Consider the following 25,919-nt stretch of genomic DNA (forward strand, 5'->3'; position numbering starts at 1 on the left):
GTACGATGTGCCAAAGCGTCGACATCCTCGATAGCATTCCCCTTACGAGCCGTGAAGTGATCCGGCTCGCAGGGCAACGAATCGAATGTGAAAGGTTGATCCGTCGATGCTATCCGAGGAAACGATCACGGCAATCGCCGATGAGCTGGTCCAGGCCGGTGCCACGCGCACCCCGGTGCCGCGGCTCACGGCCCGCTACCCGGAAATGACCGTGGAGGATTCCTACCGGGTCCAGAACCTGTGGCGTCAGCGCTCGGAAGCCAACGGACGGGTGCTGGCCGGACGCAAGATCGGGTTGACCTCCCGTGCCATGCAGATGGCCACCGGCATCACCGAGCCGGATTACGGGATCATCTTCGATGACATGGTGCTGGACTCTGGCTGCACGGTGCAGTGGGAGGACTACACCCACCCGCGCATTGAAATGGAACTGGCCTTCAAGCTGAACAAGGACATCGAAGGTCCGAATGCGAACATTTTTGACGTGCTGCAGGCCACCGAATACGTGATCCCGGCACTGGAAATCCTCGACTCGCGCATTGAGATGGAAGGCCGCACCATTGTGGACACCATCAGCGACAACGCCGCGATGGGTGCCATGGTGATCGGCGGGAACCCGGTCAAGGTGGACACCCTGGACCTGCGGTGGGTTTCGGGCATCCTGTTCAAGAACCAGACCGTGGAGGAGACCGGCGTCGCAGCCGGCGTACTGAACCACCCGGCCGCCGGCGTGTACTGGCTGGCCAACAAGATCGCCCCGCACGGCGACAAGCTGCAGGCCGGGGAGATCATCCTCGCCGGCTCCTTCACCCGCCCGATGTGGGTGTACCAGGGCGACACCGTCTTCGCCGACTACGGACCGTTGGGAACCGTGACATGCCATTTCGAGTAGAACCCGATCCCTCCTTCAAGGACGCGCTGCACGGCGCGGACCGGGCGTTGCTGGGCATCTGGGTGTGCTCCGGGTCGGCGCTGAACGCCGAGATCTGCGCCGGAGCCGGCTTTGACTGGCTGTTCATTGACGCGGAGCATTCACCCAACGACCTGTCCAGCATCCTGGCCCAGTTGCAGGCGGTGCGCAGCTACCCGGTGGTGCCGGTGGTCCGTCCGCCGTTCAACGACACCGTCTTGATCAAGCAGTACCTGGACCTGGGCGTCCAGTCACTGATCATCCCCATGGTGCACACCGCCGAGGACGCGCGCAACGCGGTGGCCGCCTGCCATTACCCTCCGCACGGGGTGCGCGGGGTGGGTTCGGCGCTGGCCCGCTCGGCCCGCTGGAACCGCATCGACGGCTATCTGCAGCGTGCCTCGGAAACCCTGACGCTGATGGTGCAGATCGAATCCGCCGAAGCGGTCGAGAACGTGGAACAGATCGTGGGCACCGAAGGTGTTGACGGGATCTTCATCGGGCCCTCGGACCTGGCCGCCTCCATGGGGGTCATCGGCCAGCAGGGCCACCCGGACGTAGTCCAGGCCGTCACCACGTCGATCAACGCGGGACTTGCTGCTGGCAAGTTCGTGGGCGTCAACGCGTTCGACAAGTCCACCGCCCAGCGCTACATCGACGCCGGGGCCCACTACGTGGGGGTCGGGGCCGACGTGGCGCTGTTGGCCCGCGCCAGCGAGGCGCTGGCCGCGTCCTTTGGCGAGGAACGACCGACGGACGCCCCGGCCAGCTACTGAGCAGGTCAACCTCAGCACTACCCCAGCAGTTGCCATCATTGCGCGTCGCAGAGCAAAGCACGACGCCAATGGTGGCAACATTGTTTTTTAATGAGCCGCGAAAAGAAACCCATGAAGGCAGTAATGCTGCGCCTGCGCAATGGCTGGCCGATGCCATTGATGCTGCAGGGAGTATTTGAGATCCTGCAATCGGTGGTGTTCGTCGCTGCCATCCTGCTGGTGCCGCTGATCGCGGTCTACTTCAGCGGGGGCTTCAGCGAGGAATCCTTCGAAGCGATCATGCAGTTCGGCGGACTGATCTGGCTGGCCGTGCACGGGGTGCCGATCCAAATCCACAACCTCGGCCCGGAAACCGACCCGAGTTCGGTCTCCGGGTGGTTCACCCTGATTCCGCTGGGTTTGAGCCTGATCCCGCTGTTCTTCGCCATGCGCGCCGGGCGGCGCATCGCCCGCGCCTCCTACACCGACCAGCTCTGGCAGGGCCTGCTGGGCGCCTTCACCGCCTATGGGCTGGTGGGCCTGGCCACCGGGTTCCTGGTCAGCAACGACTACGCGTCGGTCAATGTGGTGGCCGCGGCGCTGCTGCCGCTGGTGATCGTGTTCTTCGGACTGCTTATCGGTGCCCGGCGTGAAGCCGGGTCCTGGGGGAGGCTGATCGGAATCGACACGGCCAAGTACCTGACCAGCATCTCCCCGCACCGGCGCTGGGCCGGCTCCTACGTCTGGCACGTGATCGTGGCCGGCTTCGTGGGGTATGTCGCGGCCGTGGGCATCAGCGGCGTGGTGCTTTCCGTGGCGGTGGGCACGCACTGGGTGGACGTGGCCAATGTGTACCAGGAACTGCGGCCCGGGGCGGTGGGTTCCTTTGCGCTGACCCTGCTGCAGCTGGGGTTCATCCCCAATGCCGTGTTCTGGGTGCTGTCCTGGATCAGCGGCGGCGGGTTCGCCATCGGCGCCGGCAGCACGCTGTCCACCCTGGAGACAACGGTGGGACCGCTGCCCTCGATTCCGCTGCTGGCTGCGCTGCCCTCCGGCGACCATGGAAACTTTTGGCTGTTCATGCTGCTGCCGGTGCTGGCCGGGGTGGCGGCCGGCTGGTACTTCCTGCGGGTGGGGGAGAACCACCTGGAGGACTGGTTCGCCCGCCGCATCCCCTACCACTGGCTTTCACTGGCCACCTCCACCGCGGCCCTGTCGGTGTTCACCGGCATTGTTGCCGGGGTGTTGAGCCTGGCCGGGGCGTGGCTGTCCTCCGGCTCACTGGCGGTGGGCCGGCTGACCGAGGTGGGCCCGCACCTGTGGGCCTCGGCCGGATGGCTGGCCCTGCAGGTCGGGTTGGGCACGGCGATCGGCTACCTGATTGCGCCCTTGTTTGAAACGGACCCGGTGCTCGAAGGGTAGCCAGGTCCTTCCGCCGGGCCGGGCACGGCGGCCGCTACGCCTTGATGTCCCATAAGTGGTGCAGCACATCGTGCCACGCGTACTGTGCGAGGCTGGCCACCGTGAAGGCGGCGCCGTTTGAACGCAGTCCCTTGCGGGAGTACTCATGCGGTGAAATCCCATCCAGCCGGGTCATGAACATCGCCGAGGCGGCACGCAGCCGGCTGGCCGCCTCCTCCGGATCCAGCTCGTTGTACCGGGCCTGCTCGGCCGCCTCATCCTGGTCCAGTTCGGGAACGTGGGTTCGTCTTCGGCCAGCATCAGATTAAAGCGCAGCACCATCACCCGCAGCATGTCCGCCACATGCACCACGTATTCCTGGACACTCCAACGGGAGGGATCGGTGCGCTCGCGGGCGTGCTCACGGTGCAGGGCCAACAGGTAGCGGTCCACCTTGTCCGGCAGCTCATCGACGATTTCCTCCGGTGTCGTCGAGCGCACGTCATGGGCGCATTCGGTGCAGATTTCATCCAGCACCACGGTCCAGTCCTTGTCGTCGGGGACGATGCCTTCCATTGCTCCTCCTGGGAATCGAAGAATGGTGGCTCCAGTCTAGGGCCGTGGCCGACGCATTCCGAGGGATGTCCAGTGTCTTCCGGCTGACTCTTGAGCTGCCACCCAAGCAACCTCCTGGGTCAAGAGCGCCAGTGCGCCGCCTGCCGGCCGATAGCCCAGGCGGTGGGCTGGGCCCATGGCCAGCACCACGCGGTGCCGGGCCATCGATTGGCTCCCCGCTGCCCGCTGTTCTACCCTGAAGGCAGGCACATTGCCGTTTTTCCGGTCGGGACGACCCGTCCGCTCGCTCGACATGGGGACGACCCCATGGAATAGGTTCTGAACCCTTGCGTTCCACTTCCTTGTTGCGATCAATCGTCACCCCGGTGGCCATCCTCCGGCTCGTCCTTGGCTGGGGCACCTTCTTCCTGCTGCTCGGGCTGGGACGGTTCCTCGCCCCACCGGTGCCCGGCGGGCTGCTGGTGCTGGCCCTGTCAGTCATCGTCGCGGTCATCCTGCTGTGCTCCTTCGGGGTGGTGCACGAGGCCGAGCAGCTCGCGCGCCGGCTGGGAGACCCCTACGGTTCGCTGGTGCTGACCCTGTCCATCGTGCTGATCGAAGTCATCCTGATTTCCGCGGTCATGCTGGGCCCGGGCGATCATTCGACGATCGCCCGCGACTCGGTCATGGCGGTGTCGATGATCATCATGAACCTGGTGATCGGCCTGTCCCTGCTGGTGGGAGGCACCCGGCACGGGGCCATGGCCCCCAACCGCACCGGTGCCTCGGCCTACCTGGCGATGCTGGTGGTGCTCACCTCCCTGGCGTTCGCCCTGCCGGCCCTGATCGGCACCGGGGGCAGCTACACCACCGCGCAGGAGATCCCACTGGTTCTGCTCACCGTCGTGCTGTACGCCTACTTCCTGTACCGCCAAATGGGGGCGCAGTCCGGGGACTTCATTGAGGTGGACCCCAAGGTGATCCAGCGCCTGGGGATTGGCGGAACCGAGGGCCAAGCCGGTGGGCAGCGGACCCCGATCGGCCAGCTGCTGGCCACCCACCGCACCGAAGTGCTGCTTCGGCTGGGACTGCTGGTCATCACGGTGCTGCCGATCGTGCTGCTCTCCCATGACATGGCCAGCCTGCTGGATGACGGCCTGGGCCGGTTGGGGGCACCGGTGGCCCTGTCCGGGATCCTGATTGCCATGATCGTGTTCCTGCCCGAATCCATCACCTCGGTGCGCGCCGCCCTGAACGGGGAAATCCAGCGGGTGAGCAACCTGTGCCACGGCGCGCTGGTCTCCACGGTGGGCGTCACGATTCCCGCCGTGCTGGTCATCGGCATGCTCACCGGGCAAAGCGTCGTGCTCGGTGAATCCCCGGCAAACCTGCTGCTGCTTGGGTTGACCCTGCTGATGACCGTGGCCGGGTTCGGTGCGAAGCGGGTCACCGCCGTGCACGGGGCCGCCCACCTGGCGTTGTTCGTGGTCTACGGGCTGGTGGTGTTCGGCTAGCGGCCCGCTGCTGCGCCCGCCCACCTTGCCGGTGCCAGGCAGCCGGCGCAGCCACCGTAGAATTGAAGCCATGCGTATTGTGGTTTTGGTTTCCGGCACCGGTTCGAATCTCCAGGCAGTAATCGACGCGATCGCCAGCGGCGAGCTGCCCAATGTGGAAATTGCGGCGGTCGGCGCGGACAAGCATGGCACCCTGGGGGTGCAGCGCTGTGCGGATGCCGGGATTGAAACCTTCGTGGTGAACTTCAAGGACTATTCCGAGCGGGCGCAATGGAACCATGCGCTGACCGAAAAGTGTCTGTCCTACGCCCCGGACTACGTCATCTCCTCGGGCTTCATGCGCATTGTGAACGAGGAGTTCATCAATGCCTTCGAGGGCACCTACATCAACACCCACCCGGCACTGCTGCCGTCCTTCCCCGGCGCCCACGGGGTGCGTGACGCCCTGGCGTACGGGGTGAAGGTGACCGGCTGCACCGTGCACATCGCCGACACCGGGGTGGACACCGGCCCGATCCTGCGCCAGGAGCCGGTCGAGGTGCTGCCCGGGGACACCGAGGAATCCCTGCACGAGCGCATCAAGGTGGTCGAACGCCGGCTGCTGATCGCCACCCTGGCGGATTTGGCCGCCGGCAAGGCGTAGCCCGGGCGCACTATTCCGGCGCGTCCCACAACGCCCGGTAGGCGGCAATGCGCTCCCAATCCGGCGCCACCCCGTAGGCGCTGAAGAAGAGCTCCTCGTAGCCGGGGCCGAAGTTGATGTCCCAGCCGATGCTGTAGCTGGCAATCGCCAGGTCCGACCAGCGGTCCGCCACCCCCAGCAGCCCCAGGTCCACGTGGGCGGCAAAATCGCCGGACGAATCCAGCAACGTGTTCGGCACGCACGGATCCCCGTGGCAGACCACCAACTGCTGCGGTGCCAGAAGCCGTGCCGCGTGGGGCTGCGCCCAGCTGCCGGTGAACGGGCAGTCCTCGACCGGCAGGGTCTCATGCAGCCTTCGCAGGCCCCGGGCGATCGCGACGACGGCGGTGCGCGGCTGGGCGCGCCACCGCTCATCCACGGCGCTGGTGCCCGCAACCGCCTGGGTCAGCAGCCAGGATCCGGCGGATGTGGCTCCCTGCCCGAGCACCAGGGGAACCGGGTGATACATCCGGGCCCAGCGCAGCCGCCGGGCCTCGGCCGCCAAATCCACCGCCCGCGCATCTTGCCGGTCAACCGGCGGGCGCGGCTGCCACTTCAGGTACAGGCACCGGCCTGCGGGGGGCCAGCCGAAAGGTCGTCCCGCCCAGCTCGTTGCGCCACACCGGTTCGGCCCCGCCGTCCGCGGCCAGCCGCAGCAGGTGCTGCGGCAGGTGGGCGGGAAGTTCAGTCAAGCTCGCGGCCCTTGGTTTCCGGGGCCACCCGCGCCATGACCAGCAGGGCCAGCACCACCAGCACGGTCGCCCCGGCGAACAGGGCGCTTAGGCCCACCACCGGCCACAGTGCGGCGAACAGCAGCGGACCGAACCCGGCCGCCAGCCGGGACATGGTCGAGGCCCACCCGAACCCCGAGGCGCGCAGCTCGGTGGGGTACAGCTCCGAGACATAGGCGTAGAGCACCGGGATCGCCACCTGCACCACCATCCCGAACACCAGCACCCAGCCGATGGCGGCGGCCGGCACGTGAAGCACCTGGGCAACCAGCACCAGCACCAGGCCGGAGAGCGGCGCGGAAACGCCCAGCAGCCACTTGCGGCCCACCCGCTCAACGAGCAGGGCGGCGATCACCACTCCGAGCAGACCCATCAACGCCATCACCGCGGTGGTGAACAGGGCCGCGGACTGGGCCATCCCGGCCTCGGCCAGGATGGTGGGCAGCCAGGTCAGTGCCAGGTAGTAGACCAGCAGGATGGTGATGAACAGCAGCCAGCTGGTCGCGGTCAGTGACGGGGAGTACCGCCACAGCGCCACCACCTGCTGCCACCACGGTGTGGGCTTGGCGTCCGGCATCTCGATCCGGTACTCGCGCACCTTGGCCCCGGTGCGGGTCACCAGGTCGTCAATCACCGCCCGCGCCTCGGACTCCCGGCCCCGGGAGGCCAGGTACAGCGGGGACTCGGGCACCTGGCGGCGCACAAAGTAGACCAGCAGCGCCGGCAGGATCATCACCACCAGGATCAGCCGCCAGTTCTCGGTCGTGGCAATCACGGCCCCGGAAATGAAGAAGGACAGCGCCGCACCCACCGGCCACCACCCGTCCATGGCGGTAAGCACCTTGCCGCGCAGCCGGGCCGGGGTGAACTCGCCCACCAGCGCATAGTCCACCGGGATGCAGCCGCCCAAGCCCACACCGGCCAGGAAGCGGAACGCCACAAAGAACCCGAAGTTCGGGGACAGCGCGCCCAGCACCGTGAAGACCGAGAACATCAGCAGGGTCGCCGAGAACGCCTTCTTGCGCCCATAGCGGTCCGCCAGCCCGCCCCAGATGAACGCGCCGATCGCCATCCCCACCAGGTTCGAGGTGCCCAGCAGCGCCGCGGTGGTGCGCTCCAGCCCCCACTCGGCGGCGACCAGCGGGATCAGTGCGCCGTTCAGCGTGACGTCCCAGGCGTCGAACATGAACCCCAGGCCGCCGATGATGAAGATCGAGCCCTGCACGGACCACTTGAAGGGCAGCTCCTGCACAATGCGGGCGCCGGAGGGGCGGGTAATGGTAGACACGGTCAAAGTCCTTCGGTGGAGGATGCGGCTGCGGAGGCAACAGGCAGTAGCCTACCGACACTGCCGTGGCTTCGGGCACATCGCTACGCCCGATTGCCCGGTGCGTCAAGGCCTACCGGTGGCCCGCCGAACGGGGTAATCTCTGGACATGGGAGTAGATTGGACCGCTCTCGAAGAGGCGCTACGGGTGTCCGCCCTTCGACACGCGGCGGAGATTTTGGAACAACACCCGACCCAGGACTTTTACGCGATTGCCCTGCACGGGGTCAGCAGCGAGGAGTCCGAGTCCATTGACATGCCCCTGCTGGCGTTGAACTCCATCCAGGCGCTGGAACGCGACCGGCTGACCGAAACCCGCGAACTGCTGGTGGCGCGCGGCGAGGACCTGGACGAGGACGAGGAATACGAGGACCGGGCGGACGCCGATGACTACTCCGGCGTCGAACCCGGGGACCGTGAAACGGAGGACGACTCCACCGACGGGCACGGGGCCGAGGACGAGGACCACGACGGCCAGGACCTGGACGATGTGCTGCAGGCGCTGGAAGCGGACCTGGAAGCCGACGACGATGACGGATTCTATTCGGACAAGTGGGAACCCACCGAATGGCACTGGTCCTCCATCGGGCTGGTGGAGGAGGTGGCCGCCGAAATCTGGAGCGACGCGCTGGCCACCCAGGCCCAGCGTGAGGGCTGGAGCGAAACCATCCGCGCCTACTACCGCACCATGGTCAGGGTGGCCATCGGGTTGCGTGATGCCCTGAACGAACGCACCAAGCTGGACCTGGTCACCTACGTGGCCGACGACGACCACGCCGAGAGACTGCTGAAGCTGTGCCTCACCCCGGAACAGCTCAGCGAACATTTCCCCGACATCGTCCAGGACCAGACCCTGTCCGAAACATCCTGAAGGTTGACCGCACCCCGGGGCTAGAATGGTTGCGGCGGCCGCCGTGCCGCCGCAACCACAATGTCGCACTGCCCGGGAGACCATTTACGTGAGCAAGACCGCCCTAGACCGTGTAGCGATCCGTCGCGCCCTGATTTCCGTTTACGACAAGACCGGTCTGGAGGAGCTGGCCGCCGGACTGCATGAGGCAGGGGTGCAGCTGGTCTCCACCGGTTCAACGGCCCAGCGCATCGCCGCGGCCGGCATCCCCGTCACCGAGGTGGAACAGGTCACCGGTTCCCCGGAAATGCTGGACGGGCGCGTGAAGACGCTGCACCCGCGGATCCACGGCGGCATCCTGGCCGACCGCCGCGTGGGCAAGCACATGGACACCCTGGCCTCCATGGACATTGACCCGATCGACCTGGTGGTCGTCAACCTCTACCCGTTCGTGCAGACCGTCGCCTCCGGCGCCGCGCAGGACGACGTGGTCGAGCAGATCGACATCGGCGGTCCGGCCATGGTGCGTTCGGCCGCGAAGAACCACGCTGCGGTCTCCATCGTGGTGGATCCCTCCTTCTACGGGCAGGTCATCGACGCCGCCAAGGCCGGGGGCTTCGACCTGAAGACCCGCCAGCGCCTGGCTGCCAAGGCCTACGCCCACACCGCCGCCTATGACACGGCCGTGGCCTCCTGGACCGCCAGCCAGTTCCTGGACGAGGACGAACAGGGCCAGGTCCAGTGGCCGGCCTACGCCGGGGTGGCCCTGGAACGCGAAGCGGTGCTGCGCTACGGGGAAAACCCGCATCAGCAGGCCGCCCTGTACACCGATGCCGCCGCGCCGGCCGGGATCGCCCAGGCCAAGCAGTTGCACGGCAAGCCGATGAGCTACAACAACTACGTGGACGCGGACGCCGCCCTGCGCGCCGCCTTCGACTTCAGCGAACCAGCCGTGGCCGTCATCAAGCACGCCAACCCGTGCGGTGTTGCGGTGGCCACACCGGGCGCCGCGGACCCGATCGCCGACGCCCACGCCAAGGCCCACGCCACCGACCCGGTCTCCGCCTTCGGCGGGGTGATCGCCGCGAACCGCACCGTCACCAAGGCGATGGCCGACACCGTCAAGGGCATCTTCACCGAGGTGGTCATCGCCCCAGACTTCGAAGATGAGGCCGTGCAGATCCTTTCGGCCAAGAAGAACATCCGCCTGCTGACCCTGCCGGAGGGGTACCGCCGCGCCGCCAACGAGTTCCGCCAGATTTCCGGCGGCATGCTCATCCAGGCGTCGGACACCATCGCAGCCGACGGTGATGACACGGCCAACTGGACGCTGGCCGCCGGCTCGGCCGCCGACGAGCAGACCCTGGCCGACCTGGCCTTCGCCTGGCGCGCGGTGCGCGCCGCCAAGTCCAACGCCATTCTGGTGGCCAAGGACGGCGCCGCGGTGGGCATCGGCATGGGACAGGTCAACCGCGTGGACTCCTGCAAGCTGGCCGTGGAACGCGCCAACACCTTGGGCGTGAGCGTTGAATCCGGGGCCGACGCCGCCGGCGGAGCCGAGAACGTGGACGGCGCCGAGTCCAAGAACCGCACCCGGGGCGCCGTGGCGGCCTCGGACGCGTTCTTCCCGTTCGCCGATGGCCTGCAGATCCTGATTGACGCCGGAGTCAAGGCGGTAGTCCAGCCCGGCGGCTCGGTACGCGATGAGGAAGTGATCGCCGCGGCGAACGAAGCCGGCATCACCATGTACTTCACCGGCGCCCGCCACTTCTTCCACTAGGTCCTGGCGCATCGCGGGCCCCCGCACGACCTGAATGACTCAGGCGGGCGGGGGCCTGCCGCGTCTTGCCGGTGCCTCCCGGGGATTTTGTGTCGGCAAGCCGCCGGTGGCGGCAGCGGAAACGCGCTTTAACCGCGTCGAGGGGCAGCGCCCGGCGCCGTGGCGGATAACCGTGAGAGCAGCTCGGTTTCGGCCGCTTCCAGGTAGCTGCGCAGTTCATCGGCTGCCGCGACCCGCTGCCCGCGATCGAGCAGTCCCACGACGTTCACATTGCCCTGCAGGTAGGTGCGATGAAGATCCGTGGTGCCCTGCGCCGACTGGAACGCCAACCGCATCCGGGCCAGCACGCGGTGCATCAGCTCCTGCAGGTGCCTGCTGCCTGACCCGGCAACAATCTGCTGGTGAAACCGCTGGTTCGCATCCGCGACCCCGACCGTGTCGCTGGCCGCCATCGCCTCCAGGCCAGAAACCACGGTGCGGTGCAGCTGGGCAACATTTAGGTCCGCGCCCCAGGCCACCGCCGCCGGTTCGATCATCCGGCGCACCGCGTAGATTTCACGTACATCCTCCGGCCCGGGAGAAGCCACGAACACCCCGCGGTTGGGGACCCGCGTGATGATCAGTTCGTTGTTCAACATCCGGAACGCCTCGCGCAGGGTGTTGCGGGAGATCCCAAAGGTTTCGGAGAGCGCCTTTTCCCCAAGCTTTTGGCCGGGAACCATCTTGCCTGCGGCGATGAGCGCACGCAGCCGTTCGGCCACCCACGCGCCGGTGTGCGCGTGAGCGGCCACCCCGCGTTCCAAAAGGCCGTGGCAGGGGGCAGCATCCGTGGCGGCGGCTGCTTGATGGGGCTCGTTCATCTGCGCCCACCTCCCGTCCGCGGCATCGATGAGCCGGGTTCCAGCAGCACAAAGCGGATGGGGGTGCCGGGGGCGAGCTGAGCGGCCTTTGAGACGTCCTCATCGACCAAGGTCGCGATGACCGGATAGCCGCCGGTCACCGGGTGATCTGCCAGGAACAGCACGGGCAATCCGGAAGGGGGAACCTGAAGCGAACCGCGGACCATGCCTTCGCTTTCAAGCTCACCGGCGCGCAGCCGGACCAGCGGCCTGCCGCCCGCGGCATTGCTCAGGCGCATTCCCACCCGGTTGGACTGGGCGCTGACTTCCCACGTTTGGGAAACAAGCCGTTCCAGGCCCTGCGGTCCGAACCAATCATCGCGTGGACCGGCCACGATGCGCAGCCTAAAACATCCGTCCGGCTCGGGCTGGGGCAGCGTGGAGGGTTCGGCGCCGCCCACCGGATGGGTGCCGCGAATCCTCGCCGTGGGCAGGCGCTCGCCGGGTTGCAGGGGTGCCGGTCCGAGGCCGGAGAGGGAATCGGTGGACAGGGAGCCCAGAACCCGGTGGCCATCAAAGCCGCCACGGACCGCCAGGTAGCTGCGAAGCCCGGCCGTGGCCGCGGAACAGCTCAAGGTTTCCTTGTCCCTGAGGATGAACGGCACGTTCATCGCTGCGGTGCGCATGCTGGTGTGATCCTCGGCTTCGCCGTGGATCTCGAGCCGCACCTCGGCCCCGCTGACCGCCAGCACCTGGTGGCCAATGGCCCGCACCCGCAGCGAACCGGCAAGGGTCTCGATAACGGGCGCACCGGGCAGGTTCCCGACCAGCCTGTTCGCCTGGTGCGCCGAAATCGCATCGGCAGCGCCGGAGGGGGAAACGCCAAGGTTGCCGACGCCGCGGCGTCCTGCATCCTGGATCGTTGATTGCGGGCCGGGGCTGATGACTTCCACCCCCGACGTCACCTGTGGTGCCGGTGGCTGGTGGTTCGCGGCAGGAACGCTCAGTCGCAGTGCCGCGCGTTGCGGCACGAATTTCACCTTGTCGCCCGGTTGCACCAGGGCCGGGGGCGTGCGGTTCACGTCCCACATGCGGGTGTCGGTATGCCCGAGCAGCTGCCAGCCGCCCGGGGACGCCGCGGGGTAGATGGCCGAGTACTTCCCGCCCAGGGCAACCGCGCCGGCGGGCACCGTGGTTCGAGGCGTGCTGCGACGTGGAACCTCCAGGGGCGGGCCCTCGGACTGCAGGTAGGCGAACCCCGGGGCAAAGCCAGTAAATGCGGCAGCCCATCGTCGTGAACTGTGCAGTTCGATCAGCGCTTCGGTGCTCAGGCCGAGCAGCTCGGCCACCGCGTGCAGGTCCGGCCCGTCGTAACTGACGTTCACCGTGATGAGCTCGCCTTCGTGCCGGCGGTCCAGGTCAAGATGCAGCGTGGGAATGAGCCGGTACGCGTAGCCGGCATTGGGCAGGCAGTCGGTCCTGAGCAGCACCGTGCGCGCACCGGTTTGCACATCCTGCTGTCCTGGCAGGGGATGGGATTCCAACCAGGCGGTCAGCGCCATCGCGGACGCGGCATCGGACAGCTCCACGAGCACCGCTCGGGTGCCGGCAAAGTGGACGGCATCGATCGTCATGCGAAGCTCTTGATGTCTATCCCCGAGGACTCCAGCCCGGCACGCACCGCGGCGGCCACCGCCACGGCTCCGGCCGTATCCCCGTGAACACAGATGCTCTCAGCGGAAGTGCGGATGATGGTGCCATCGATGGCCCGGATGGTGCCTTCGCTGGCCAGGCGAATCATGTTCTGGGTGATGCGTTGGGGGTCATGCAGGACGGCAGCGGGATCCGTACGCGAAACCAAGGTTCCGTCCGGGTTGTAGCTGCGGTCGGCAAAGGCCTCGCTGACCGCCCGCAACCCAGAACGTTTGGCCTTGTCCAGGGCGATCGACCCGGGGAGCAGGAGCACGGGAAGGTCGCGTCCGAAGGCCCGTATCGCGTCAATCACCGCCTGGGCGTGCTCTTCATGGTGCACGATGGCGTTGTACAAGGCGCCATGCGGTTTGACGTACTTGACTTCGCTGCCGGCAGCCCGGGCCATGGCATCCATCGCCCCTAGCTGGTAGAGCAAGTCATCTGCCAGTTCGTTGCCCGGAACCTCAATGAAACGGCGGCCGAACCCGGCCAGGTCGTGGTACCCGACATGAGCCCCGATGGTGATGCCCGCCTTCGCCGCCTCGCGGCAGGTGTGGGCGATGGTGCGCGGGTCACCGGCATGGAATCCGCAGGCCACGTTGGCCGAGGAGACGGATTGGAAGATCTCGGTGTCATCTCCCATGCTCCAGCTTCCATACGATTCGCCCACATCGGAATTCAGGTCGATGTATTGCACTGTGATCCCCGTCTCTACTTGCCTCCGACCTTAACCATGCAGCAAATGACGGGATTGTTCAACAATCTGGTTGCGTGCTTGCTGCCGGGTTCTTCCGGCGGCAGTCCCGGGGCGTCTGGGTTGCTGTTATGCCCCTCCCATGGCGGGGTTTGCGAAAAAGCGGTTTGAGTTACGAGACCTTAACTTAAAGCGGGGATGCCGATCTCGGGCCGCCAGGCCCGACATTTCAGCGCAAAATCAAGGCAGTTCGCAGGGATAACTAGGCCACAAAACGTGTCGTGGAGCCCGAAATCAGGTAAGTTGGGAACGTTGAGTTTAGGGCGGTTAACCCCGCTTCCGCACGACGATCAGGGAGACGCCACACCTATGGCCAAGATTATCTACACCCACACCGATGAAGCGCCGATGCTGGCGACCCACTCGTTCCTGCCGATCGTCGAGGCCTACGCTTCGACCGCCGGGGTGGAGCTGGAAACCCGCGACATCTCGCTGGCCGGCCGCATCATCGCCAGCTTCCCGGACTACCTGACCGAGGAACAGCGCATCGCCGATGCCCTGGCCGAGCTGGGTGACCTGGCCAAGACCCCCGAGGCCAACATCATCAAGCTGCCGAACATCTCCGCGTCGATCCCGCAACTGAAGGCCGCGATCGCCGAACTGCAGACCGCGGGCTACGCCCTGCCCGATTACCCGGACAACCCGAGCTCGGATGAGGAAACCGACATCCGCGCCCGCTACGACAAGATCAAGGGTTCGGCCGTAAACCCGGTGCTGCGTGAAGGCAACTCGGACCGCCGCGCGCCACTGAGCGTGAAGAACTACGCCCGCAAGAACCCGCACTCGATGGGTGCCTGGTCCTCCGACTCGAAGACCAATGTCGCCACCATGGGTGCCGATGACTTCGCCTCGAACGAGAAGTCCGTGGTCATCGACAAGGACAAGAGCATCTCGATCCGCTTTGTCGCCGAAGACGGTGAAGTCAAGATCCTGAAGAAGCCGTTCAAGGTGCTGGCCGGCGAGGTCATCGACGGCACCGTCATGCACGTGGTGGCCCTGGACGAGTTCCTCAAGGACGCCGTGGCCCGCGCCAAGCGCGATGACGTGCTGTTCTCCGCCCACTTGAAGGCCACCATGATGAAGGTCTCCGACCCGATTATCTTCGGCCATGTCGTCAAGGCCTACTTCTCTGAGCTGTTCGACACCTACGGCGAGCAGCTGGAAGCCGCCGGGCTGAACCCGAACAACGGCCTGGCCGCCATCCTCGGCGGGCTGGACGAGCTGACCGACGAGGTCCGCGAGGGCGTGGAGAAGCTGATCGCCAAGGGCCTGGAAGAGGGCCCGAAGCTGGCCATGGTGGATTCGGACAAGGGGATCACGAACCTGCACGTGCCCTCCGATGTGATCGTCGACGCCTCGATGCCGGCCATGATCCGCCTGGGCGGAAAGATGTGGGGCCCGGACGGCGAGGAAGCCGAAACCCTGGCCGTGCTGCCTGACTCCTCCTACTCCGGCGTCTACCAGGCCGTGATCGAAGACTGCCGCGCCAACGGCGCCTACGACCCGACCACCATGGGCACCGTGCCGAACGTGGGCCTGATGGCCCAGAAGGCCGAGGAATACGGCTCGCACGACAAGACCTTCGAGATGACCGGCAACGGCCACGTCCAGGTGCTGGACGAGTTCGGCACCGTACTGATCGAGCACCAGGTCTTCACCGGCGATATCTGGCGCGCCTGCCAGACCAAGGACGTTGCCATCCGCGACTGGGTGAAGCTGGCCGTCAACCGCGCCCGCGCCTCCCAGACCCCGGCGGTGTTCTGGCTGGATGAGAACCGCGCCCATGACGCGGTGCTGATCAAGAAGGTCAACGAATACCTCAAGGAGCACGACACCGAGGGCCTGACCATCAAGATCCTCTCGCCGATCGAGGCCACCAAGTACTCGATTGAGCGCATCCGCAAGGGCGAGGACACCATCTCGGTGACCGGCAACGTGCTGCGCGACTACCTCACCGACCTGTTCCCGATCCTGGAGCTGGGCACCAGCGCCAAGATGCTCTCGATCGTTCCGCTGCTGGCTGGCGGCGGCCTGTTCGAGACCGGTGCCGGTGGCTCGGCCCCGAAGCACGTACAGCAGCTGGTGAACGAGAACCACCTGCGGTGGGACTCGCTGGGTGAGTTCCTGGCCCTGGCCGCTTCCTTCGAGCACCTGGCCAGCAACTACGACAACGCCCGCGCCCAGGTGCTGGCCGACACGCTGGACGCCGCGACCGGTACCTTCCTGCTGGAAAACAAGTCGCCCAAGCGCAAGGTGGGCGAGCTGGACAACCGCGGCAGCCACTTCTACCTGGCCAAGTTCTGGGCCGAGGAGCTGGCCAAGCAGGACAAGGACGCCGAATTGGCGGCCGCCTTCGCCGACGTGGCCAAGGCACTGTCCAACGATGAGGAAACCATCCTCAGCGAGCTGGCCGAGGTCCAGGGCCACAGTGTTGAACTGGGCGGCTACTACCGTCCGGACGAGGCCAAGACCACCGCGGTCATGCGTCCGAGCAAGACCCTGAACGCTGCTTTGGAACTGCTGACCAAGTAGTCCCGGCGCGCTGAACCACTGGAGGCACCAGCCATGGGCTGGTGCCTCCACTCGTTAAGGCGGACGCGCAACCATTCAGTGGCCCCGACATCCTGCACCAGCTGCCGGGTTCCGGGTCGGCCTGACCCGTCCGGGCGCCCAGCGAAACCAGCCATGGCTGGTGCAAAACATCCTGCGCCCCCGGGAAGCTGGGACTTTTTTAACTCGGCGGCGTCGGTAACGACCCCTAGCCTTGAAGTAGTACTGACGAGGAAGTGGACATCACCATGCGACTGGCAATGCTGCAAGACACCGCGACCGTGCTGGATGGGGACGCGAACATTTCCCTGATCGCCCATGCGGCCGAGCAGGCCGCCAAGGCCGAGGCCGACCTGCTGCTGACGCCTGAGCTGTTCATTAGCGGGTACGCGCCCGAGCAGATCCTCCAGCGGCTTGCCCCCGAGCAGGCCGCGGCGTGGGGCCAGCGGATGCCCGAGGTGGCGCGCGCCGCCGGGATCGCGATTGCCTATTGCCTACCGGAATACGTTGACGGCCAGTGGATGATTGTCGGCTATGTGGTGGACCGGAGCGGGGCCCAGCTGGCCCGCTATGTGAAGGTGCACCTCTACGGACCCGAGGAGCAACGGGTGTTCAAGCCCGGCACCGGCGCCCCGGCCCTGTTCGAGCTTGAGGGCCTGCGCATCGGGCTGATGATCTGCTTTGACGTTGAATTCCCCGAAACCGTACGCGCCGCGGCCGTTCGTGGTGCCGAGCTGGTCATCGTGCCGACCGCGTTGAGCGTGGGCAATGATCCGGTCACCGATTCGCTGATTCCGGCCCGCGCCATGGAAAACGGGGTCTACGTGGCGTACGCGAACCACAGCGGCATGGAGGCCGGACTGGAGCTCTCGGGGCACTCGGTGGTGGCGGCGCCCTCCGGCACCGTGCTGGCCGCCGCCGGGGCCGAGGCCGAACTGCTGATCACCGACCTTGCGGCCCGCCAGGTGAGCGAAGCCCAGCGGATCACCCCCTACCTGGCCGAACTGCGCAACGACCTCTACCAGCGCTGGGGTGCCGAAACCCGGGCGGACTAGCCGCTGGGCTGGACTATGTTCCGGTATTGGAAATGAAACGCAGCGCCAGATAAAGCTCCTGACGCACCGCCGCCTCGGACAGGTCCACGCCCAACAGCTCGGCAATGGCGCTTATGTGCCGGCGCATGGAGTTGCGGTGCAGCTGCGCAGCGGCTGCCGAGGCATCCCACTGCCCGTTGGCCTCCAGCCAGGAACGCAGCACCCTCAAGTACAGCTCGCGGCGGGCCGCGGGCAGTTCCAGCAGCGGGGCGAGCAGGTCATGGGCCAGTTGTCGAGCCGCATTCAGCGGCAGCAAGTCGGCGAAGGTGCTGCCCAGATCCGCGGCCCTGAGGCTGCGCTGCTCATCGAGCACCCGCCGCAGCAGCCCCGCGGCCTGCAGATAGGCCTCGTGCAGTTCCGCGCCGCGTTGCCGCCACCCGGCGGCGGACGGATCCAGGGCACGGGAGACCGCCACCAGCATTCCCGCTTCCCGGGCGCGCAGCATCAACGGGTCGTCGACCGGTTGGCGGGTGACCACGGCCAGCTGCCCATCCAGCCGGGCCACCAGCCGGGTGTCGAACAGGCTGCGGCAAAGCACCACCTGGTGATCGGGATCGGTGTCCCCGTCTTCCTGCCCGGCGGCGAGCACCACGTGGAGCGGCTGCCTGGGGTTTCCGCCCACCGCAGCATCAAGCAGCTCATCGGTGCGCCCCGATTCGGGGTCCTGCCCGGTGATTCCCAGCACCAGCAGCGTGGCCAGCTGGGTCGCGGCGAAGGAGCCAACCAGGCGCTGATGCAAGATGACCTCCAGCAGGCTCAACGCCGTGCCGGCGATGCTGCGCACCGCGACCGACGGGGGTTCGGCCAGGGAGAGCACCAGGGTGCCGGTTCCCGGGTCCGGACGCTGGCTGGCGGCATCCTTCTGGCCGGGGGAGGCCGTGGGCTGGCGGGCCCGCAACGGGTAGACCAGGTGCGTGACCTCCCCGTCGCTGAGCACCTCCAGGCGTGCCGAACGGTGGGAGGCGAGCTTGTGGCGCACCGCGTGCAGGGCATCCTCATCGGGCAGGTCCACGCTGCTGCCGCGGGCCACATGGCGCAGGCGGCCATTGGGGTCCAACAGCTGCACGGCCGCGCCGATGCGTGGGGCCAGCTCCTCGATCAGCCTCGTCTCGGGCCGGTCGCGGTCCAGGGCGCGCAGCAGCGCCCGGTTCGCCTCGGCCACATACTTCATCATCCGCGCGGTGTCACTGCGCAGCAGTTTGGCGAACGTGATGCCCAGGTGCGCGAACGGCACGGAAACATCGATCTGCCACAGGCTCAGTCCGTGGCGGCGGCAGGCGGCGCTCAGGGCCGCAGGCACGTTTTGGAAATAGGGTTCGGTGCCAAAGCCCAGGGCGCTGGCCCGGGCACCAACCAGTGCGGCCACGTAGTCATCGATCCGCCGATCGCGCTGCGGCCCGGCCGGCACGTCCAGCCATTGGGCGCCGGTGGTCAGCACCAGTTCGTGGGGGATCAGGTAGGCGGTGGGGTCGGCCAGGTCGCTGGGCTCCACCCAGTGCAGCGGGGCGTCCCCGCCCTCCACCACGACCCGCACCCCGCCGCGGATTTCGCGCAGGAAGCGGGCCACCGTCAGTCCTTCCCAGGGCACCTCGGCGTCTTCAGCCACAGGTGCGCGATCCAACCAGTCCGGTGCATTTTGTCCCATGTGCTCAAAGTTTAGTTCAAATCGGCTAGGGTTGAGATGCCGCTCACAGACCTAGTCTGGAAAGCGATGGATGAACAGCTACGCAAGGAACATCATGAGTACACCGAGCGGCTTGACCAGGTCCCCACGCCCCACGCTTACGGCGCAGCTTCGACGCCGTAAGTCGATTTCCCACATGGTGGAGTCAGCCCGCGCCGACAACGGCGGCGGGCAGCTGAAGCGCACCCTGGGCGTTTTCCAGCTCACCATGATTTCCGTGGGTGCCACCCTGGGCACCGGCATTTTGGTGATCCTTGGCCAGGCGGTGCCGATCGCCGGACCGGCGGTCTTCATCTCCTTCTTGCTCGCCGGTGTCACCGCCCTGCTCTCGGCGGTCAGCTACGCGGAAATGGCCGGCATGGTGCCGGTCTCCGGGTCCAGCTACTCCTACTCCTACGCCACCCTGGGCGAGGGCATCGCCTGGGTGTGCGGCTGGTGCCTGGTGCTGGAGTACGCGGTCTCGGTCGCGGCCGTGGCGGTGGGCGCCGCCGAATACGTCAACGAAACCCTCAGCGTCTTCGGCCTGGAGCTGCCTGCCGCCCTGGCGGCAGGACCCAGCGAGCCAGGCGGAATGGTGAACCTTTCGGCCCTGATCGTGGTCGGGCTGGCCACGATCCTGCTGATCCGCGGTGCCCGTGAATCGGCCCTGGTGAACACCGTGGTGGTCATCATCAAGACCGGCATCCTGGTGTTCTTCTCCATCGTTGCCTTCACCGCCTTCAACGCCGGAAACTTTGAACCGCTGCTGCCCATGGGCGCGGCGGGGGTCACCGGCGCGGCCTCCATCGTGTTCTTCTCCTACATCGGCTTCGACGCCGCCTCCACCGCCGGTGAGGAGGCCCGCAACCCGAAGCGGGACCTGCCCCGGGCAATCCTGTGGTCAATGGTCATCGTGACCACCGCGTACGTGCTGGTGGCCGTCACCGCCGTCGGTGCGCGGCAGTGGCAGTGGTTCGAAGGCTCCCAGGCCGCACTGGTGCAGATCATCCACGAACTGACCGGCCAGCAGTGGATCGTGCTGCTCTTTGCCGCCAGCTCGGTGCTGGCCATCGCCTCGGTGGTGCTCACCGTGCTCTACGGGCAGACCCGCATCCTGCTGTCCATGTCCCGCGACGGACTGGTGCCCGGCATCTTCTCCCGGGTCAACGCCCGCACCGGCACCCCGATCGCCGGCACCGTGATCACCGGGAGCGTGGTGGCGCTGACGGCCGCCTTCATCCCGCTGGGACAGCTGGCCGAGGCCACCAGCATCGGCACACTGTTCGCCTTCGCGCTGGTCAGCGTCTCGGTGATCTACCTGCGCCGCAAGCAGCCGCTGGCCACCCGCACCTTCAAGGTGCCCTTCTACCCGCTCACCCCGATCCTGGGCGCCGCGGCCTGCCTGTTCCTGATGAGCCAGCTGGCTCCGGTGACCTGGCTGGTCTTCGGGCTGTGGATGTGCGTGGGCATCGTGATCTACTTCGGCTACGGCCGGCGCCACTCCCGGCTGGGGCAGCTGAGCAAGCAGCAGTACATCGACGCCCACCTGAACCGGCCGGCCGACTAGGTTTTGGCGGGCCGGGCCGCCCACGACTTTTCAATCCCAACGTTTCACGCACGACCAAGGAGCAATACCGAATGAGCCTGAGCATGCTCAACCCCGACTTCCCCTTCAGCTACGACCACTACCTGGCCGGCGCCGAGGGGCTGGGCCAGATTCCCCGGGAACATCACGGCACCGAGGTGGCCGTGATCGGTGCGGGGCTGTCCGGGCTGGTCACCGCGTATGAGCTGATGAAGCTGGGGCTCAAGCCGGTGATTTTCGAGGCCGACCAGATCGGCGGGCGGCTGCGCACCGCCTCCTTCGCCGCCGCCCCGGAGGTCACCTGCGACCTGGGTGGGATGCGTTTCCCGAGCACCGGCAAGGCGTTCTACCACTACATCGACAAGCTGGGCATCGACACCTTCGAATTCCCCAACCCGATGGCCGGGCCCACCCCCTCCACGGTGATCGAGCTGAAGGGGGAGAAGGTCTACGCCGAACGCCCCGACCAGCTGCCCGCATTCTTCCACGAGGTCGCCGACGCCTGGCGCCGGGCGTTGGCCGAGGACGCCGACTTTGAACGGATGCAGCAGGCCCTGATCTCCCGCGACACCGCGAAGATCAAGGAGCTGTGGGACCGGATGGTGCGCGACCTGGACGAGGAGACCTTTTACGGCTTCATCGCCAACTCGGCGGCCTTCAAGGAAGCCGGCTTCGAGCACCGTGAGGCGTTCGGCCAGGTCGGATTCGGCACCGGCGGCTGGGACACCGATTTCCCGAACTCGATCCTGGAAATCCTGCGGGTCGTGTACACCGACGCGGATGACAACCACCGCGGCATCACCGGCGGGGCGGCGAAGCTGCCGCACGCCCTGTGGAACCACGCGCCCCAGGACCTGGTGCACTGGCCGGCCGGCACCAGCCTGTCCTCGCTGCACCACGGGGCACCGCGCGGTGCGGTCTCCCGGATCGTGCGCGGGCAGGGCCACGGCCCGCACGGGCAGCGCATCGCGGTCACCGAGAAGCACGGGCGGACCCAGGAATTCGATGCGGTGGTCTCCACCACCCAGTCCTGGCTGCTGTCCACCGGCATCCACGTGGAGGAGTCCCTCTTCGAACCGAAGATGTGGACCGCCATCGAACGCAGCCACTACATGCAGTCCTCCAAGACCTTCGTGATGGTGGACCGGGCGTTCTGGAAGGACAAGGACCCCAGGACCGGCCATGACCTGATGTCCATGACCCTCACCGACCGGCTGAACCGGGCCACCTACCTGCTGGACAACGGCCCGGGCAAGCCGGCGGTGATCCTGCTGTCCTACACCTGGAACGATGACGCGCTGAAGTGGCTGTCCCTGGATGCCGAGCGCCGCACCGAGCTGATGCTGCACTCCCTGGAGCAGATCTACCCGGGCCTGGACATCCGCAGCCACATCGTGGGCACTCCGATCACCGTCTCCTGGGAGGCGGACCCGAACTTCATGGGCGCGTTCAAGGCCAACCTACCGGGCCACTACCGCTACCAGCAGCGGCTGTACACCCACTTCGACCAGCGGGGGCTGCCTGAATCGCAGCGCGGGATCTTCCTGGCCGGAGATGACATTTCCTGGACCGCGGGCTGGGCCGAGGGTGCGGTGACCACCGGGCTGAATGCCGTGCACGGGGTGATGCGCCACTTCGGCGGGGACAGCTTTGCGGCGAACCCGGGCCCGATCCACTTCCTGGAGGAATACGGGCCGATCGCGCTGGACTAGCGGACCCGGCCTTGGGGGCTGGCGGCCGCGGCGCGGATCATGTTTCGTGCTTCGGTCCCGGCCGCCAGCGCCTGGACCTGGGTGAGCGCCCGGTCGTAGACCAGCTCCATCACCCGGTGGGTGTTCCCGCCCACGTGCGCGGTGATCAGGCAGCCCGGGGCCTGCCACAACCGGTGGCCGGCCGGCAAGGGCTCGGGGTCGGTGACATCCAGGACCGCGCGCAACCGCCCGGCCTCCAGCTCGGCCAACAGGGCGGGGGTGTCCACCACGGCGCCTCGGCCGATGTTCACCAACAGCGCCCCCTCACGCATCCGGGCCAGGAACCCCTGGTTGACCAGCCGCTGGGTGTCATCGGTGTGCGGCAGCGCCACGATCACCACTTCGGCGTGCGGCAACAGCGAATCCAGCTCATCGACGCCGTGGACAATCGTGCCATCGGGCAGGGTGCGCGCCGTGCGGGCCACCGGCAGCAGTTGTGCTGGTTTGAAGGGCAGCAGCCGTCGCTCGATTTCCTGGCCCACCCCGCCGTAGCCCAGCAACAGCACCCGGGCCCCGTGCAGGCTGGCGCCCCAGGTGGGTTCCCAGCGCTGTTCACGCTGGCGGTGCACGGCGGTGTCCACCCCACGCAGCGCGGCCAGGACCAGGGCCAGGCAGTGCTCGGCGGTCGCGTCCTCGATGGCCCCGCGCGAGTTGCTCAGCCCCACCCCGGCGGGCAGGTGCTCCAGCACCCACTCGTAGCCGATCGACATCAGGTGCACATGCTCCAGCCCCGGAATGCGCGAGACCCGGGCACGGTGCTGCGGGTTGCGGGGCCGCTCGGTCACCAGCACCTGCGCGGGCGGGGCATCCGCGACAGTGTCGTTCAAATGCCACACGATCGGCTCGACCCCGGGCAGATCCAGGCGGCGGGCCAGCTCGTTGGAGGGAACAAGAACACGCAACACCAAGGTTCATCCCGTCGTAGAAGTCAGGGGCCGGGCTTGGACCCAACCCCCGACCATTCTTGGCACAAGCCCTGCCGCCGCGCCAATCCCCGCAGGCAATATGACCGACAGGGGCTGCCTGAAGGTTGGGCGCGTTCGGCAGCGACCGGGCCGGGTGCTAGAGCCCGCGGCCCACTTCCCAGATCCCTTCCGAGGTTCCGGTCAGCAGCGCGTTGACCGACACCGCTTGTGCATCGGTGAAGGAGGCGATGTAGTCCACGATCGCCCGGGCCTGGCCCAGGCGCTGGACCTCTCCGTCCCCGGCCGGCCCAAAGCGCTGGGGCTCCATGGCCCGCAGCTGGCGGTACTCCTCGGTGGCGGCCTCCACCGAATCCAGCAGCCGACGCGGGGCGCGGGAGGCATCGTCCGGGTCATTCAGCCAGGCCTTGAACCCCTCGGCCAGCGAGGAGATGATCCGGGTCTGCCCGCGCTGGTAGACCGCCAAATCCGAGCGGTCCAGCACGAAGCGCGAGTGCACGAACTTGAGCACCACCACATCATGCCAGGCAGCGTCCGCGAGCCGGACGTGGCCGCTGCGCACCACCGGGGTGCGTTCCACCGCGATCGAGGCCTGCAGCCGGTCAATCCAGCGCCGGGTGAAGCCGGTGACCGCCCGGTCCGCCTCCAGCCCGCCGTTGTACGGCACCGCCAGCAGCCCCTCCACCAGGTCGTGTTCCACCCGTTCCACCGAGTCGCGGAACGCCTCCGGGCAGGCGACCCACGGGTCCTTGGCCAGCAGCCGGCGCCAGGTGCGCTCCAGCGCGTGACCCGGGCGGCGCAGGTCCAGTTCCCCTTCGGGGATCTCGGCCAGGGAGCGCGAATGGTTCAGCCAGGCCCGCAACTCGGCGGAGACCGTGGTGTACTGCAGCACCCCGGCCCGGTAGAAGTCATCCAGGTCGTGCACGGCATAGGCGATGTCGTCGGCGATGTCCATGACCGAGCATTCCAGGGTCTGCTGGTGGGTGGCGATGCGCGGGAACACGGAGAGCACATCGTGCATCTCGGCGATCTCGATGTCATAGCAGGAGAACTTCGCCGCCCCGGCCCCCGAATGGTTCCCGGCCCCGCGCGGCAGGTCCTGCGGGGAGCGCAGCGGCTGGTTCAGCCATTCGTTGCGCGACCACGGGTACTTCAGCACCCCGGCGCGCACCGCCCGGGTCAGGTTCAGCCCGCGGGGGGTGGCGTCGCAGCTGTCCAGGGCGGTGAGGATGCGAAAGGTCTGGGCGTTGCCCTCAAACCCGTCGGGCAGCCCCAGGCTCTGCCGCGCCACCCGGTCCAGCTCCTGCTCACCCAGGTGCCCGAACGGCGGGTGGCCCAGGTCGTGGGCGGCGGCCGCGGCCTGCACCACCACCGGGTCGCAGCCGCCCAGCTCCTCCACCAGCTGTTGGGTGTGCGGATCCGAGTTGCGCAGCCCGATCGCGATCGAGCGGGCCACGGCCGACACCTTCAGCGAATGGGTCAGCCGGTTGTGCACCACGGTGCCGGCCCCGGCCTGCGGGATCACCTGGGTGACCGCGGAGAGCCGGGAAAAGTAGGGGGAGAAGCGGATCCGTTCAATGTCCACACGGAACTCGTCCTCATCGGGGCGTGCAGCTTCGCTGATGGCGCGCTCGCGCCCGCCGCTTAGGTGGGTCTTCTGCCTGGCATTCATCGTAGTCACCAGCCTAGATGATGCACCGGCCGCGGTCCGGGAAGCGTGCGGGTTCACGCCGTGGCCCGCCGATCCAGCGGGCGGGCCGGGCGGCGCAGCAGCAGTGCACCGAGGGTGAACCCGATGTACACCAGCGCGGCCAGGAAGGACTGGGTCCCGAAAAACCAGCTCAGCTGCCCGTACCAGCTCAAGAGCACACAGCCGGCGGCGGTGAGCACCACCAGCCCGGCGGCCGGCCAGCGCCGGGGCAACTCCTCCAGCACCCGGCCCTGCACTGCCAGCAGCAGCCCGTAGACCAGCAGGCAGGCCCCGGTCAGCACCAGCAGGCCGCTGACCGTGCCGCCGTACTGCACCTGCTGGCGCAGCGGCTGCAGGAGGCGCGAATACAGCATCGGCAACACCAGCGAGGCGACCAGGCACAGCACCACGGTCAAGGACAGGCGGATTGCGGTGTACATTGCGGCTCCTTGGCACCGGTCCGGCCCCTGCGTCCGCGGCCCCGGGCGCCGCGGTGCTGCGCGGCGCCTGCCGGCGCACCCAGTGGCCGAAGGCTTTCATCGTTTCCCGCAGTGTATGTGATCGGCCGGGCTTTGGCACGGGCCGCACGGCGCGTCATCATCGGGTCACACAAAGCCGCCCGGTGCAACACTTCAGCGGCCCTGCCCCCGGTGCGCCCCCGGCAACCCGGGGAAAACCGGTCACCGCCCACGCGTCACACTGCGGGCGTAAGAATCGCGTCATCTTAACGTTCACGCGTCACATGACGGGGTGGGACGGCGGATGACGCGGTGCGGCCCGGCGTGCTTGCGCCGCCGCCGGGCCCTGGCGAACGATGGAATCACCAACAACCCATCAAGAGCGGCTAAGAGATCTGGCTCGACGACGCCGCAG

Annotated in this window: 23 protein-coding genes; 11 read left to right on the forward strand and 12 right to left on the reverse strand. The window is 67.3% G+C overall.

Going from position 1 to position 25,919, the window contains the following annotated elements; genetic code table 11:
• Nucleotides 1–106: 106 nt before the first annotated feature.
• The 3 genes from hpaH (at nucleotide 107) to RCJ92_RS02310 (ending at nucleotide 3,087) form a co-directional block, all read left to right on the forward strand.
• A complete protein-coding gene (gene hpaH, locus RCJ92_RS02300) occupies nucleotides 107–892 on the forward strand; it encodes a 2-oxo-hept-4-ene-1,7-dioate hydratase (protein ID WP_138925677.1) in 786 nt (261 codons plus the stop codon).
• The gene (locus tag RCJ92_RS02305; protein WP_346921469.1) at nucleotides 877–1,686 is read left to right on the forward strand and encodes an aldolase/citrate lyase family protein; all 810 of its coding nucleotides are present in this window, start codon (nucleotides 877–879) and stop codon (nucleotides 1,684–1,686) included. Before hpaH ends, RCJ92_RS02305 begins: the two co-directional genes overlap by 16 nt.
• Nucleotides 1,687–1,797: 111 nt before the next feature.
• Entirely contained in the window at nucleotides 1,798–3,087 is a 1,290-nt protein-coding gene (locus RCJ92_RS02310; RefSeq protein ID WP_446753649.1) for a cell division protein PerM, read from the forward strand.
• Nucleotides 3,088–3,121: 34 nt separating this feature from the next.
• Here the strand turns inward: RCJ92_RS02310 and RCJ92_RS02315 are convergent, their stop codons facing one another.
• Nucleotides 3,122–3,262 (reverse strand): hypothetical protein, encoded by a 141-nt coding sequence (locus RCJ92_RS02315; RefSeq protein WP_446753650.1) that lies wholly within the window; start codon nucleotides 3,260–3,262, stop codon nucleotides 3,122–3,124.
• Nucleotides 3,259–3,642, reverse strand: coding sequence for a hypothetical protein (locus RCJ92_RS02320; RefSeq protein ID WP_446753651.1), 384 nt, complete (start codon nucleotides 3,640–3,642; stop codon nucleotides 3,259–3,261). Before RCJ92_RS02320 ends, RCJ92_RS02315 begins: the two co-directional genes overlap by 4 nt.
• 344 nt (nucleotides 3,643–3,986) lie before the next feature.
• Between RCJ92_RS02320 and RCJ92_RS02325 the strand changes: the two genes are divergently transcribed.
• The gene (locus tag RCJ92_RS02325; RefSeq protein ID WP_446753652.1) at nucleotides 3,987–5,135 is read left to right on the forward strand and encodes a calcium:proton antiporter; all 1,149 of its coding nucleotides are present in this window, start codon (nucleotides 3,987–3,989) and stop codon (nucleotides 5,133–5,135) included.
• A 70-nt stretch (nucleotides 5,136–5,205) separates the two neighbouring features.
• Entirely contained in the window at nucleotides 5,206–5,778 is a 573-nt protein-coding gene (gene purN / locus RCJ92_RS02330) for a phosphoribosylglycinamide formyltransferase (protein ID WP_446753653.1), read from the forward strand.
• A 10-nt stretch (nucleotides 5,779–5,788) separates the two neighbouring features.
• Here the strand turns inward: purN and RCJ92_RS02335 are convergent, their stop codons facing one another.
• Genes RCJ92_RS02335 through RCJ92_RS02345 form a run of 3 tightly spaced genes read right to left on the reverse strand, consistent with a single transcriptional unit; the run spans nucleotide 5,789 to nucleotide 7,836 of the window.
• Nucleotides 5,789–6,328 carry a phosphotransferase gene (locus RCJ92_RS02335; protein ID WP_446753654.1) on the reverse strand — a complete coding sequence of 180 codons (540 nt, stop codon included), beginning with the start codon at nucleotides 6,326–6,328 and terminating at the stop codon, nucleotides 5,789–5,791.
• A gap of 19 nt (nucleotides 6,329–6,347) precedes the next feature.
• Nucleotides 6,348–6,509 (reverse strand): hypothetical protein, encoded by a 162-nt coding sequence (locus tag RCJ92_RS02340; protein ID WP_446753655.1) that lies wholly within the window; start codon nucleotides 6,507–6,509, stop codon nucleotides 6,348–6,350.
• Entirely contained in the window at nucleotides 6,502–7,836 is a 1,335-nt protein-coding gene (locus tag RCJ92_RS02345) for an MFS transporter (protein WP_138925682.1), read from the reverse strand. Before RCJ92_RS02345 ends, RCJ92_RS02340 begins: the two co-directional genes overlap by 8 nt.
• A 187-nt stretch (nucleotides 7,837–8,023) precedes the next feature.
• Here RCJ92_RS02345 and RCJ92_RS02350 point away from each other — a divergent pair, with 187 nt between their 5' ends.
• On the forward strand, nucleotides 8,024–8,746 hold the full coding sequence (locus tag RCJ92_RS02350; protein WP_446753656.1) for a hypothetical protein: 723 nt from the start codon (nucleotides 8,024–8,026) through the stop codon (nucleotides 8,744–8,746).
• Between the two features lie 88 nt (nucleotides 8,747–8,834).
• Nucleotides 8,835–10,505, forward strand: a complete 1,671-nt coding sequence (purH, locus tag RCJ92_RS02355) for a bifunctional phosphoribosylaminoimidazolecarboxamide formyltransferase/IMP cyclohydrolase (RefSeq protein ID WP_246049713.1) — start codon at nucleotides 8,835–8,837, stop codon at nucleotides 10,503–10,505.
• A gap of 128 nt (nucleotides 10,506–10,633) precedes the next feature.
• On the opposite strand, the gene RCJ92_RS02360 is transcribed toward purH, so the two are convergent.
• Genes RCJ92_RS02360 through RCJ92_RS02370 form a run of 3 tightly spaced genes read right to left on the reverse strand, consistent with a single transcriptional unit; the run spans nucleotide 10,634 to nucleotide 13,733 of the window.
• Nucleotides 10,634–11,365, reverse strand: a complete 732-nt coding sequence (locus tag RCJ92_RS02360) for a GntR family transcriptional regulator (RefSeq protein WP_446753657.1) — start codon at nucleotides 11,363–11,365, stop codon at nucleotides 10,634–10,636.
• Nucleotides 11,362–12,978 (reverse strand): 5-oxoprolinase subunit B/C family protein, encoded by a 1,617-nt coding sequence (locus RCJ92_RS02365; RefSeq protein WP_446753658.1) that lies wholly within the window; start codon nucleotides 12,976–12,978, stop codon nucleotides 11,362–11,364. The genes RCJ92_RS02360 and RCJ92_RS02365 overlap by 4 nt, the downstream gene beginning before the upstream one ends.
• The gene (locus RCJ92_RS02370; RefSeq protein ID WP_446753659.1) at nucleotides 12,975–13,733 is read right to left on the reverse strand and encodes a LamB/YcsF family protein; all 759 of its coding nucleotides are present in this window, start codon (nucleotides 13,731–13,733) and stop codon (nucleotides 12,975–12,977) included. The genes RCJ92_RS02365 and RCJ92_RS02370 overlap by 4 nt, the downstream gene beginning before the upstream one ends.
• 366 nt (nucleotides 13,734–14,099) lie before the next feature.
• On the opposite strand from RCJ92_RS02370, the gene RCJ92_RS02375 reads away from it, so the two are divergent.
• Together RCJ92_RS02375 and RCJ92_RS02380 are read left to right on the forward strand one after the other, a co-directional pair.
• Nucleotides 14,100–16,322, forward strand: coding sequence for an NADP-dependent isocitrate dehydrogenase (locus RCJ92_RS02375; RefSeq protein WP_446753660.1), 2,223 nt, complete (start codon nucleotides 14,100–14,102; stop codon nucleotides 16,320–16,322).
• A gap of 266 nt (nucleotides 16,323–16,588) precedes the next feature.
• Complete coding sequence (locus RCJ92_RS02380; protein WP_446753661.1) at nucleotides 16,589–17,395, forward strand: nitrilase-related carbon-nitrogen hydrolase; 807 nt, start codon at nucleotides 16,589–16,591, stop codon at nucleotides 17,393–17,395.
• A 13-nt stretch (nucleotides 17,396–17,408) separates the two neighbouring features.
• Here RCJ92_RS02380 and RCJ92_RS02385 read toward each other — a convergent pair whose 3' ends face one another.
• A complete protein-coding gene (locus tag RCJ92_RS02385) occupies nucleotides 17,409–19,079 on the reverse strand; it encodes a helix-turn-helix domain-containing protein (protein WP_446753662.1) in 1,671 nt (556 codons plus the stop codon).
• Nucleotides 19,080–19,173: 94 nt separating this feature from the next.
• On the opposite strand from RCJ92_RS02385, the gene RCJ92_RS02390 reads away from it, so the two are divergent.
• The gene (locus RCJ92_RS02390; RefSeq protein WP_446753663.1) at nucleotides 19,174–20,664 is read left to right on the forward strand and encodes an APC family permease; all 1,491 of its coding nucleotides are present in this window, start codon (nucleotides 19,174–19,176) and stop codon (nucleotides 20,662–20,664) included.
• 71 nt (nucleotides 20,665–20,735) lie between these two features.
• Entirely contained in the window at nucleotides 20,736–22,394 is a 1,659-nt protein-coding gene (locus RCJ92_RS02395) for a flavin monoamine oxidase family protein (RefSeq protein ID WP_446753664.1), read from the forward strand.
• On the opposite strand, the gene RCJ92_RS02400 is transcribed toward RCJ92_RS02395, so the two are convergent.
• From RCJ92_RS02400 to RCJ92_RS02410, 3 genes are all read right to left on the reverse strand, one after another.
• Nucleotides 22,391–23,338, reverse strand: a complete 948-nt coding sequence (locus RCJ92_RS02400) for a 2-hydroxyacid dehydrogenase (RefSeq protein ID WP_446753666.1) — start codon at nucleotides 23,336–23,338, stop codon at nucleotides 22,391–22,393. The genes RCJ92_RS02395 and RCJ92_RS02400 overlap by 4 nt on opposite strands.
• 157 nt (nucleotides 23,339–23,495) lie before the next feature.
• Nucleotides 23,496–25,028: a deoxyguanosinetriphosphate triphosphohydrolase family protein gene (locus RCJ92_RS02405; protein WP_446753667.1), complete on the reverse strand. Its 1,533-nt coding sequence runs from the start codon at nucleotides 25,026–25,028 to the stop codon at nucleotides 23,496–23,498.
• A 53-nt stretch (nucleotides 25,029–25,081) separates the two neighbouring features.
• A complete protein-coding gene (locus RCJ92_RS02410) occupies nucleotides 25,082–25,486 on the reverse strand; it encodes a hypothetical protein (RefSeq protein WP_446753665.1) in 405 nt (134 codons plus the stop codon).
• Between the last annotated feature and the right edge of the window lie 433 nt (nucleotides 25,487–25,919).

Source organism: Glutamicibacter sp. BSL13, assembly GCF_052928425.1.

Coding starts and splice junctions, on each gene's coding strand:
- hpaH (WP_138925677.1), top strand. CDS start 107: ATGCTATCCGAGGAAACGATCACGGCAATCGCCGATGAGCTGGTCCAG.
- RCJ92_RS02395 (WP_446753664.1), top strand. CDS start 20,736: ATGAGCCTGAGCATGCTCAACCCCGACTTCCCCTTCAGCTACGACCAC.
- RCJ92_RS02320 (WP_446753651.1), bottom strand. CDS start 3,642: ATGGAAGGCATCGTCCCCGACGACAAGGACTGGACCGTGGTGCTGGAT.
- RCJ92_RS02405 (WP_446753667.1), bottom strand. CDS start 25,028: ATGAATGCCAGGCAGAAGACCCACCTAAGCGGCGGGCGCGAGCGCGCC.
- RCJ92_RS02365 (WP_446753658.1), bottom strand. CDS start 12,978: ATGACGATCGATGCCGTCCACTTTGCCGGCACCCGAGCGGTGCTCGTG.
- RCJ92_RS02315 (WP_446753650.1), bottom strand. CDS start 3,262: ATGACCCGGCTGGATGGGATTTCACCGCATGAGTACTCCCGCAAGGGA.
- RCJ92_RS02305 (WP_346921469.1), top strand. CDS start 877: ATGCCATTTCGAGTAGAACCCGATCCCTCCTTCAAGGACGCGCTGCAC.
- RCJ92_RS02310 (WP_446753649.1), top strand. CDS start 1,798: ATGAAGGCAGTAATGCTGCGCCTGCGCAATGGCTGGCCGATGCCATTG.
- purN (WP_446753653.1), top strand. CDS start 5,206: ATGCGTATTGTGGTTTTGGTTTCCGGCACCGGTTCGAATCTCCAGGCA.
- RCJ92_RS02390 (WP_446753663.1), top strand. CDS start 19,174: ATGAGTACACCGAGCGGCTTGACCAGGTCCCCACGCCCCACGCTTACG.
- RCJ92_RS02385 (WP_446753662.1), bottom strand. CDS start 19,079: ATGGGACAAAATGCACCGGACTGGTTGGATCGCGCACCTGTGGCTGAA.
- RCJ92_RS02360 (WP_446753657.1), bottom strand. CDS start 11,365: ATGAACGAGCCCCATCAAGCAGCCGCCGCCACGGATGCTGCCCCCTGC.
- RCJ92_RS02375 (WP_446753660.1), top strand. CDS start 14,100: ATGGCCAAGATTATCTACACCCACACCGATGAAGCGCCGATGCTGGCG.
- RCJ92_RS02380 (WP_446753661.1), top strand. CDS start 16,589: ATGCGACTGGCAATGCTGCAAGACACCGCGACCGTGCTGGATGGGGAC.
- RCJ92_RS02410 (WP_446753665.1), bottom strand. CDS start 25,486: ATGTACACCGCAATCCGCCTGTCCTTGACCGTGGTGCTGTGCCTGGTC.